The organism is Silvimonas amylolytica, assembly GCF_014645555.1.
GTDB lineage: Bacteria > Pseudomonadota > Gammaproteobacteria > Burkholderiales > Chitinibacteraceae > Silvimonas > Silvimonas amylolytica.
In genome coordinates, this window is record NZ_BMLY01000003.1 from 232,289 (window position 1) to 242,587 (window position 10,299).

Below are 10,299 nucleotides of genomic sequence, written 5' to 3' on the forward strand. Positions count from 1 at the left end.
TGTCGTTCCAGGCTTAGAGCGAGTATTTGTCGTCGAGGTCGGCAATGAATTTTGAGTCGGGCAGCGGGGCTACTTTGGGCTGCAGGCTGCTGGGCCCGGTGTAGCCAAACGACGCCGTCTTGAACTTCAGGTCTCCCGGGCCGCCAATTTCCACCGCGCCGCCTTCGAGCTTGATGTAGGCACCGCCGCACAGCAGGGTGAGTTTCTGTTTGGCGGCGATGGTGATTTCGCCTTCGGTGCTGGTGAGGGTCATGGCCTGGCGGCTGGCGAGGCTCATGGCGCCGGTCTGGGCCTGGAGGTCGACGTTGCCTTTGGCGGCGTAGAGCTTGATGCCGAGCTTGTTGGCCAGAAAGCTGATGGCGTCACCGGCGGCAATGGTCAGGCTTTTGAGAATGCCGAAGTCGGTCTGCCCACCGGCTGTAAAGATGAGGTTTTTGCCGGCGCTGGTTTGAATGGTGTCGGGGGTGACGCTGGCGATGCCTGCCGGCGCGGACAGCAGGATGGCGGCTTGCTTGAGTTCGGTGAGGTGGGTTTGCAGGAAGGCGGTCTGGGTTTGCAGGTCCGCCAGTTCGGCATGGGCCAGCGTTGCAGCTTCGCGCAGGCTTTGGGTGAGTTTCTGGGCTTGCTGGAGTTCATCCAGGGCGGCTTGCATGTCCAGTTGCTGGCCGTTGGCGCCCGGTTGGGCGTCGGCGGTAATCCAGGTGCCTTTGGCACTGCGCAGGGCGAGCCAGCCGTCGGTGCGTAATTCTGCGCCCTGGCCTCTAGGGTCTTTTTTTGAGTCGACCAGAAAGCCGAGGTTGAGTTGGGATTTCTGGTGCGGGGTGCTTAGCTTGGCGCTGAGACGCTCGTCTTTGTCCTCAAACCTGAGTTTGTTGCCCGACAACGTTCGCAAGATTGCGCGAGAGTTGTTCTTGTTAGTCAGCAAGTCCGGTTTGGTCTGGTCATGCATGGCATGGGCGATGTACGGGCGCTCCAAAGAGCCCTCGACAAAGCCAACCTGGATTTCTGTACCGTCGGTGAGCGGCATGTGAAAGCCATACTCATCACCCGCGTAGGGTCGCGCCAGACGCATTAACCTGCTGCTGCCGGCCGGGGGCCAGTTGCCTGCGACGGCATCTTTGTCATACATGAAGCTCACGCGATAGCGGCCAGATTCGTCGACGTAAGCATGCCTGTAACGGCTGGGGCTGGTAATCCGCGCCGGGATGGTGCCGGTGATTTTGGGGATGGGCGTGGTGCCAATGGGCGAGCGGAAGATGCGGTCTGCCGGGATGGCTTCAAAGGTGTTGGCCCAGGCGCTTCTGCGGCTGGCGGTGTGAACCACCTTGGTCAGCACCCAGCCAAACTCGGCCAGCGGGTCGGCTATGCGGTCAGTGCGGAAGATTTTGCCCGGCGTAAACGCCAGCACGGTGCTTTTGCCGGAGGCGAGCACTTGCTGGGCGCGGGCAATCTCGAACGCCAGTGTGGCGGCAGCGACGCCTTCTTCCGTGGTCTTTTGATGGAACCCGGGTTGGTAGTCGCGTCCGACAAAGCCCTGCTCGCTTGCCCACGCCTGTTTGTTGCCCAGCAGGCTGGCGCCACCGGAGGTGCGATAGTTGTAGTCAGCCCGCCCGTACTGCCCAATCACCGGCTTCGCTGCAATTTCAAGGTCAAGAACCGCCTCTGACCAATTAGCCGACAAACCACTCTCTGGCCGAAACAGTTGTACGTCAGTCGCCTTGATATACCCGGTGAGGTCATCCGTGAAGACCAGGCTTTCTGTTTGCTGGTGCTTGTCTGTTTCTTGCGAAAAATAGAAGAACAGACCTACGCTTTCACACAGGCGGGTGATGAACGCCAGGCTGGACTCCCGCCACTGCGTCAATGTTTCCAGCACGGGGTATTCCCGCGTGGTTTTGAACTGGACCTGGTGGCCGGTCAGATTGAGGTCTGTACGCAGGATTTTGGCAATGGCATCGAGGACATTGACGTTCTGCAGCAAACGGGTGTCGATGAAGTTGGCCAGCCGGGTCAGCTGCGGGCCGATGCAGATTTCGTAGATGTTTTCGTCAAGCGTACTGCCGATGCGTTTGCAGGAGGTCACCACCCCGTGGAACAACCGTTCCGGTTTGCCTACCGCGTCGGCCAGGCTGCCGCCACGGGCACGGAGTTGTTCATCCACAGGGCAGACCGTGAACAAGGCGGGTTTGTCCAGCCCCTGCAACAGATTCAGCTCACTGGCGGTCGTGACCGTAATCTTCAGCTCGTACGGCTTGTTCAGTTGCTCTGTGATGCAGACGTCACGGACTGATAGTTGCGCCTGGTAAGCGTTGATGTCGAGAAAGTATGCTTGCTGGGCCACGGCGGTCTGCTTTCCCTGAATAAAATTCAGGGAAAACTACACTCCGGCGCTCGCCCATGAAATGTGAAAAAATCACACGTTTTCAATGGCTTGTGCTATCAAAATTATCAAATATATGAAGATTATGGTTGCGTGTGAGTGACTTGGGTTATTTGTTGTACGAATTTCCTGGGATGGAAAAAACTTACGGGCCTGGCAAGGGCTCTACACAAGTGCTGCCTGTTCACTCAGCATCGCTTCTGCACTGGGAATACCCCTCTCCAAGTTGCTTGCCTAGAACGTAGAGGTGCTGCTGACGAGGAAGCGGAATTCAGTTACAGGGGAGTCCGTCGAGCCGGTTCTTGCGAATGCAGACAATCTTTGGAGTCACAACCGGACTCTTGACCTTGTAACTTGGACTGTTGCCGGATGAGACAGGTCCAAAACCATACAAAGACATAGCATGTAGATTTAAGGGGGAAGTACGAATATGTATGGCAAGAAAAAACCCCTCAAACGAGGGGTTTTAGGCGAATAACCGGTCCAAAAGCTCGAACTATGTATTTTTGGTCGGGGAGAATAACTAAATCAGCGGCGTTTTTTTACAGCCAGGGGCGGCAAGCCCCAAAACAACTCACTTCACCCGCATCCCAGGCTTGGCGCCCAGGTCCGGGGTCAGGATATACAAACCGCCATCGCCACCCGCAGCCAGCACCATGCCTTCAGACATGCCAAACTTCATCTTGCGCGGGGCCAGGTTGGCGACCATGACGGTGTGGCGGCCGATCAGGTCTTCCGGCTTGTAGGCGCTCTTGATACCGGCAAACACGTTGCGGGTTTCCGGCAGGCCAATGTCCAGCGTCAGTTGCAGCAGCTTCTCCGCGCCTTCTACGTGCTGGGCATTCACGATCCTGGCAATGCGCAGGTCGATCTTGCCGAAGTCATCAATATTGATGACCGGTTCAATTTCCGGGATTTCATAATCCGGCTTGGCGGCGGCTGGCTCGTTGCTGGTCGGGGCCAGGCTTTGTTTGTTTTCTTCGATCAAGGCTTCAATGTTCTTTGGGTCTACGCGCTGCATCAGGTGCTGGTACACGTTGATGGTATGGCCGGTCAGCAGTGTGCTGGCGTCGGCCCAGGTCAGCGGGGCAATGTTGAGGAAGCTTTCCACGTCCGCCGCCAGTTTCGGCAGTACCGGTTTCAGGTACACGGTCAGGATGCGGAAGGCGTTGATTAGTACCGAGCACACGCGTTGCAGTTCGGCGTCCTGGCCTTCTTGCTTGGCAATTTCCCACGGCTTGTGAGCGTCAACCCACTGATTGACTTCATCGGTCAGCGCCATGATGTCGCGGATGGCGCGGCTATATTCGCGGCTTTCCCACAGGCCGGCAATCTGGTCCGATGCAGCTTGTAGTTTGGCCAGCGGACCGCTGTCGCCCAACTCGGCGGCCAGCTTGCCGTCAAAACGTTTGGTGATGAAACCGGCGGCGCGGCTGGCAATGTTGATGTACTTGCCGATCAGATCACTGTTCACGCGGGCGACAAAGTCTTCCAGGTTCAGGTCGATATCTTCGATATTGGCGTTGAGCTTGGCGGCAAAGTAATAGCGCAGCCATTCCGGGTTCAGGTGGCGCAGATAAGACTCGGCGGTGATAAACGTGCCGCGGCTCTTGGACATCTTCTGACCATCAACCGTCAAGAAACCGTGGGCGTTGATGCCGGTCGGGGTGCGGTAGCCGGCGTATTCCAGCATGGCAGGCCAGAACAGGGCGTGGAAGTACAGAATGTCCTTGCCGATATGGTGATACAGCTCGGCGCCGGAATCCTTGTTCCAGAAATCATCAAAATTGATGCCAGTGCGATCACACAATTGCTGGAAGCTGGCCATGTAGCCAACCGGTGCATCCAGCCACACATAGAAATACTTGCCCGGCGCATCCGGGATTTCAAAGCCGAAGTAGGGCGCATCACGGCTGATGTCCCAGTCATTCAGACCAGCGTCAAACCATTCTTGCAGTTTGTTGGCAGCACCTTCTTGCAGGCGCAGGCGATCATTGCCGTTCACATTCACGCGGCCGGAAGTCCAGCTGCGCAGGAATTCTTCGCAATCACCCAGCTTGAAGAAGTAGTGCTCAGAGTCACGCAGTTCTGGCGTGGCGCCGGAAATGGCGGAGTACGGGTTGATCAGGTCGGTCGGGGCGTAGGTGGTGCCACAGACTTCACAGTTATCGCCGTATTGGTCCTTGGCGTGACACTTGGGGCATTCGCCTTTCACAAAGCGATCCGGCAGGAACATGTTTTTTTGCGGATCGTACAACTGGCTGATGGTGCGATTGGCGATCTTGCCGTTGGCTTTGAGCGCGTTGTAAATGCGGTAGGAATACTGGCGGTTTTCTTCCGAGTGCGTGCTGCCGTAGTTGTCGTAGTTCACCAGGAACCCGGCAAAGTCTTGCTCGTGCGCTTGTTTTGCGTCGGCAATCAGTTGTTCTGGCGTAATGCCCAGATTCTGGGCGCGCAACATGATCGGCGTGCCGTGGGTGTCATCGGCACAGACGGCGTAGCACTCGTGCCCGCGCATCTTCTGAAAACGCGCCCAGGTATCGGTCTGGATATGTTCCAGCATATGCCCAAGGTGCAGCGGACCGTTGGCATACGGGAGGGCGGAGGTAATCAGTATCTTGCGCTTCATGGGATCAGGCTGTCCGTGTTGAACAATCGAATTGGCGATTATACCGCAAGAGACAGCCTGATCTGAAAAGCGCTAATGCCGTTTTGCCATCAAGAAGAAGAGGTCACGACCTCGCTCAGCGGTCGCACCGGTGCGGTGGTGGCGTCGCGCTGTTGGCGTACCCGTTTGAGCGGCAGCCACAACACGGCCAGCCATGGCACCCGTGAGACAAACCGGTAGGCCAGCGCCGGTAAAATCATCGCCGCTAACCAGGAGGCAATGGATGCCAGTATCAAGATGTGGCCGTGTTCCATGAATAACCGGAATACGCGACGCTGCAGGTAATCATGAAACAGCAGGATGAAGAGGCTGGCTGCTGCCGCCTGCGTCAAAAGCCACTTCAGACGGGGCAAGTGGCGCGGAATCCAGACTGCGACGGACAGTACCAGATAGACCCCGCAGACTGTTTGCCCGATGTTGCACAGATAATCATCAAATATCCGATCGTTGAGGTTCATCTCGCCGGAAGACAGGTCATGCAGCAGAACAAATGCGGCAAGGCCCAAGAGTGCGACGAGTGGGTGCGGCTCAAAAGTGCGAAGTCTTTCACGCAGCGCATGCCCGATCAAAAAAATCGGCACGGTGATCAGCAACAGATCGGCACTGAACGGGAAACCCAACGCGTTATAGATGGCAGGCGTTGCGGAGTAAGCCACGTTGGAGATCGGAATGGGCATTCCTTCCAGTCGCTGAAACATCTCCCATGCCAGGGTCACGCTGGTGATCCCGATCAGTAACGACAGCCACTGCGGAATACGTAGCCGCTCGGCAATATTCAGGTAAACCCGCGCCGTGATGAACACCAGAAACAAATGTGGCAAGAACCACAGTGGCGTCCAGCGCAGTGTGCCCCCGGTGCCATAGAGCGAACCCGCCACATATTGTGAGAATGGGTCTTTTGACAAAAGCGGCTGTAACGGCGCCACCACGATCAACGTGACAAAGAAGGGTTTAAGCACGCCATCCAGCTTGGCAAGAGTGAGCTTGCCCAGCGATAGCGTGTCGTTGAAAAACACCCCGGACATCAGGAAAAACATGGGCATGTTGATGGAGTGCAGAACCTGATGCGCCATGGGGTTGATGTGCTGGAAGATCAGGTTGTGGCCCAGCACCACGAGCGAAATGCCCATGCCGCGGGCCACATCCAGATGCTGGATGCGTCCTTTCATTACTCACCTCATTGATATGTGCGGTTGGTTTTGAGGTGATTCTACGGCGATATTTCAAATAATTACAACAAAAGACATAATTAAGTAATTATTAATATGGTTATTTCTTAAGGTTTGGAAAGTGCTTACGGGTGGTACAAACCAGCGACGAAAACGGGGCGGTCGCGGTAACATGACGGGTTGATTTTTTTCAGGCGCACGCATGGTTTTTCCGCTTTACTTTGAAGTAATCAACCAGATCGGCACGGCAGCGTTTGCGGTGGCCGGGTATCTGGTTGGCGCACGCAAGCGGCTGGACCTGCTGGGCGTGGTGATCGTGGCACTCTTGACGGGCATTGGCGGCGGCATCATGCGTGATGTGCTGGTCAACCGGACGCCACGGGTGTTTGTGGACGCGCTGCCGCTGTACACCATTTTTGTCACGCTGGGTGTATCCTGGCTGATCAAGCTGCATCAACGTCATACAGGCATGCTGCGCAAGCTGTTTATCGTGGCTGATTCTATTGGCCTTGTTGCCTTCAGCCTGGCCGGTGCGCATGTCGGCATGGATAGCGGCCTGAATTTGTTTGGGGTGTGTTTCCTGGGCTTTGTCACCGCTGTGGGCGGGGGGCTGGTGCGAGACGTCATGGTGAACGACGTACCCTTTATCTTGCGCGAAGACTTTTACGGCACCGTCGCTATCTTGCTGTCGGTAGCGTTGTATGTCTGCCGCCAATACGGCATGGAAGGCCCGGCAGCGGAGTGGTCGTTATTTGGTCTGGGGCTGGCGCTGCGTCTTGTTGCGCACAAGCGTGATTTCAAATTGCCCAAGGTGGAAGGATGAACCCGCAATTGCCGGCCACAGGTGATCTTGCTGGCTGGAGCGACTGGCTGCGCCAGCAACTGGCCGGTGCAGAGCGTCAAACGCTGGGTGACCTGAATCAGCAAAACGCCGGGCGAGCAGCAGCGGTACTCGTGCCCGTGGTGCCGTACAACGAGGGTACGCGCATCATTCTGACGGAGCGCGCGGCGCACCTGCGCCACCATGCTGGCCAGATCAGTTTTCCGGGTGGACGCGCTGATCCGCACGACCAGAATCCCGCTGCTACGGCGCTGCGTGAAGCACGAGAAGAAATTGGTTTGTGCCCGGAAAATGTCACCGTGGTGGGCGAATTAGGGCAGTACCACACCGTTACCGGATTCAATGTGACACCCGTGGTGGGGCTGGTGCAGCCTGGCATGGCGCTGCGGCCTGAGCCCGGTGAAGTGGCCACCATCCTGGAACTGCCCTGGAGCACATTGCTGGACCCGGCACGTTACGAATGGCGCTGGGTAGAGCGCCGGGGGGTAAAGGGCAAAAGCCTTTTTGTAGAGTGCGACACCATTACGGTCTGGGGCGCGACCGCCGGCATGTTGTTGATGCTGGCGCGGGCACTGGGGATGCCCGGTCAGCCGCGGGATGCTACATCGCGCTGATCCGGCCATTACCAGGCTGGTTCTTGTAATGCCCGACAACCCCAATCAATACAAATGGTTGCAAGCCAGTCCCGGTTTTCGCGTTCCGTGTATCTTGCAGAGCAGCGAATTGTCACAGGATCGTGCTACAATCCTCGGCTTTTCAAACTGTTAGCTTCCCCAAACATGACGCGCGCTATCCGTAACATCGCCATTATCGCTCACGTCGACCACGGCAAAACCACGCTGGTCGATCAACTCCTGCGCCAGTCCGGCACATTCCGCGAAAACCAGCAGGTGGACGAGCGGGTTATGGACAGCAACGATCTTGAAAAAGAGCGCGGCATTACCATTCTGGCCAAGAACACTGCCATTGAATACGAAGGCACCCACATCAACATCGTCGACACCCCGGGACACGCGGACTTCGGCGGTGAAGTGGAACGTGTGTTGGGTATGGTTGACGGCGTGCTGCTGCTGGTCGATGCCGTTGAAGGCCCGATGCCGCAAACGCGTTTCGTGACCAAGAAGGCACTGGCCCTGGGCCTGCGTCCTATCGTTGTGATCAACAAGGTTGACCGTCCGGGTGCGCGCCCTGACTGGGTTGTGGATCAGACATTTGACCTCTTTGACAAGCTGGGCGCCACTGACGAACAGCTCGATTTCCCGATCATCTACGCATCTGGCCTGAACGGCTTTGCCAAGCTGGAACTGGCGGAAGAATCCGACAATATGCGTCCGCTGTTCGACACAGTGCTCAAGCACGTGCCGACCCCGCCGGGCAACCCGGATGCGCCGCTGCAACTGCAAATTGCTGCGCTGGATTACTCCACCTACACCGGTCGCCTGGGCGTTGGTCGCGTGCTGAACGGCCGCATCAAGCCGGGTCAGCAAGTTGTGGTCATGAACCACGAAGAACAAGTGGCCGCTGGCCGTATCAACCAGGTGCTGGGTTTCCAGGGTCTGGAACGCGTTGCGGTTGAAAGCGCTGAAGCTGGCGACATTATCGTGATCTCCGGTCTGGATGAGATCGGTATTGGCGTCACCATTTGCGACAAGGATGCGCCAGTAGGTCTGCCGGTTCTGGGTGTGGATGAACCGACACTGACCATGGACTTCATGGTCAACACCTCGCCCCTGGCCGGTACTGAAGGCAAGTTTGTGACTAGCCGCCAGATCCGTGACCGCTTGACCAAAGAGCTGCTGACCAACGTTGCACTGCGCGTTGAAGATACGGCCGATGCTGATATTTTCCGTGTGTCTGGTCGTGGCGAGTTGCACCTGACCATTCTGCTGGAAACCATGCGTCGCGAAGGTTTTGAAATGGCTGTTGCCAAGCCGCGCGTGGTGTACAAGGAAGTTGACGGCCAGAAGTGCGAGCCGTACGAAAACCTGACAATCGACCTGGAAGACGAACACCAGGGCGGCATCATGGAAGAAATCGGTCGTCGCCGTGGCGAACTGACCAACATGGAGTCTGATGGCCGTGGCCGTACCCGTCTGGAATACCATATTCCGGCACGTGGTCTGATCGGCTTCCAGTCTGATTTCATGACCATGACTCGTGGTACGGGCCTGATGAGCCATGTGTTCGATGACTACGCGCCGGTGAAGGCTGATCTGCCGGGTCGTCACAACGGCGTGCTGATCTCGCAAGACCAGGGTGAAGCAGTGGCCTACGCACTGTGGAAGCTGGAAGACCGTGGTCGTATGTTTGTTTCCCCGGGCGACAAGCTGTATGAAGGCATGATTATTGGCATTCACAGCCGCGACAACGATCTGGTTGTGAACCCGATCAAAGGTAAGCAGCTGACCAACGTGCGTGCATCCGGTACTGATGAAGCCGTGCGTTTGACCACCCCGATCAAGCTGTCGCTGGAATCTGCTGTTGAATTCATCGACGATGATGAACTGGTGGAAATTACCCCGGTTTCGATTCGTATCCGCAAGCGCTTCCTGCAAGAGCATGAGCGTCGCCGCGCCTATAAGGCGGATGGCAACAACTAAGCCGGCAAGCTGGCTTGTGCAAAAAAAGGCGACCTCGGTCGCCTTTTTTTCGTCTGGACTATTGCTGCTGCGCCTGCCTGGCGCGAGTGCAGACTTAGTGCTGCAGCATCTGCACGACCCAAAGTACAACGATGGCACCGATGACCGACATGATGATGCCGACGGGGTGGACTGGTGAGCCCTCGGGTGGTTTGCTGAACAAGCGGGCAATAAAGCCGCCCACAAACGCGCCCACAATGCCCAGAATGCCCGTCATGAACAGGCCCATGCCTTGTGCGCCTGGCATGATCCAGCGTGCGATCAAACCTACGACAATGCCGACGATAAACATCCAGATCAAATGAAACATGTGTGTGCTCCCTGAAAAGAGGCGACATGAAAGCAGGAAAAGGACAGCAACGAAATCAGATCAATCCGGCAATGTGTTTTGCTGCAAGAGCAGATTGCAGTCTGGCGGAACAGAGTGGGCCGGTGCTATTGAAGATAGCAGGTGTGAGGAGGGGTGGTGGCTGGCGTGCAAAAACAAAGAACCCGATCAATCGATCGGGTTCTTTGTTGAGTTTGGGTGCCCAAAGGGACGCCTCGAACTTCCACGCCCTTGCGAGCGCCAGGACCTGAACCTGGTGCGTCTACCAATTCCG

7 protein-coding genes and 1 tRNA gene (1 of these 8 running past the window's edge) are annotated in these 10,299 nt (G+C 56.8%); 3 read left to right on the top strand and 5 right to left on the bottom strand.

What is annotated here, in order from left to right; translation table 11 throughout:
- Positions 1-13: 13 nt before the first annotated feature.
- The 3 genes from IEX44_RS10880 to IEX44_RS10890 form a co-directional block, all read right to left on the bottom strand.
- Positions 14-2,341, bottom strand: a complete 2,328-nt coding sequence (locus tag IEX44_RS10880; protein ID WP_188693167.1) for a type VI secretion system Vgr family protein — start codon at positions 2,339-2,341, stop codon at positions 14-16.
- 613 nt (positions 2,342-2,954) lie between these two features.
- Complete coding sequence (gene metG, locus IEX44_RS10885; protein WP_188693170.1) at positions 2,955-5,009, bottom strand: methionine--tRNA ligase; 2,055 nt, start codon at positions 5,007-5,009, stop codon at positions 2,955-2,957.
- Positions 5,010-5,098: 89 nt separating this feature from the next.
- Positions 5,099-6,217 carry an acyltransferase family protein gene (locus IEX44_RS10890; protein ID WP_188693173.1) on the bottom strand — a complete coding sequence of 373 codons (1,119 nt, stop codon included), beginning with the start codon at positions 6,215-6,217 and terminating at the stop codon, positions 5,099-5,101.
- A 202-nt stretch (positions 6,218-6,419) separates the two neighbouring features.
- On the opposite strand from IEX44_RS10890, the gene IEX44_RS10895 reads away from it, so the two are divergent.
- The 3 genes from IEX44_RS10895 (at position 6,420) to typA (ending at position 9,658) form a co-directional block, all read left to right on the top strand.
- Positions 6,420-7,040 carry a trimeric intracellular cation channel family protein gene (locus IEX44_RS10895; RefSeq protein WP_188693176.1) on the top strand — a complete coding sequence of 207 codons (621 nt, stop codon included), beginning with the start codon at positions 6,420-6,422 and terminating at the stop codon, positions 7,038-7,040.
- A complete protein-coding gene (locus tag IEX44_RS10900; protein ID WP_188693179.1) occupies positions 7,037-7,672 on the top strand; it encodes a CoA pyrophosphatase in 636 nt (211 codons plus the stop codon). The genes IEX44_RS10895 and IEX44_RS10900 overlap by 4 nt, the downstream gene beginning before the upstream one ends.
- 165 nt (positions 7,673-7,837) lie before the next feature.
- Entirely contained in the window at positions 7,838-9,658 is a 1,821-nt protein-coding gene (gene typA, locus IEX44_RS10905; protein ID WP_188693182.1) for a translational GTPase TypA, read from the top strand.
- A gap of 94 nt (positions 9,659-9,752) precedes the next feature.
- On the opposite strand, the gene IEX44_RS10910 is transcribed toward typA, so the two are convergent.
- A complete protein-coding gene (locus tag IEX44_RS10910; protein ID WP_188693185.1) occupies positions 9,753-10,007 on the bottom strand; it encodes a GlsB/YeaQ/YmgE family stress response membrane protein in 255 nt (84 codons plus the stop codon).
- Positions 10,008-10,224: 217 nt separating this feature from the next.
- Positions 10,225-10,299, bottom strand: a tRNA-Leu gene (locus tag IEX44_RS10915) (it continues 58 nt past the right edge of the window).

Excerpts from the sequence above, each read along its gene's own strand:
- IEX44_RS10890 (WP_188693173.1), bottom strand. The coding sequence starts at position 6,217 with ATGAAAGGACGCATCCAGCATCTGGATGTGGCCCGCGGCATGGGCATT.
- IEX44_RS10910 (WP_188693185.1), bottom strand. The coding sequence starts at position 10,007 with ATGTTTCATTTGATCTGGATGTTTATCGTCGGCATTGTCGTAGGTTTG.
- IEX44_RS10900 (WP_188693179.1), top strand. The coding sequence starts at position 7,037 with ATGAACCCGCAATTGCCGGCCACAGGTGATCTTGCTGGCTGGAGCGAC.
- metG (WP_188693170.1), bottom strand. The coding sequence starts at position 5,009 with ATGAAGCGCAAGATACTGATTACCTCCGCCCTCCCGTATGCCAACGGT.
- typA (WP_188693182.1), top strand. The coding sequence starts at position 7,838 with ATGACGCGCGCTATCCGTAACATCGCCATTATCGCTCACGTCGACCAC.
- IEX44_RS10895 (WP_188693176.1), top strand. The coding sequence starts at position 6,420 with ATGGTTTTTCCGCTTTACTTTGAAGTAATCAACCAGATCGGCACGGCA.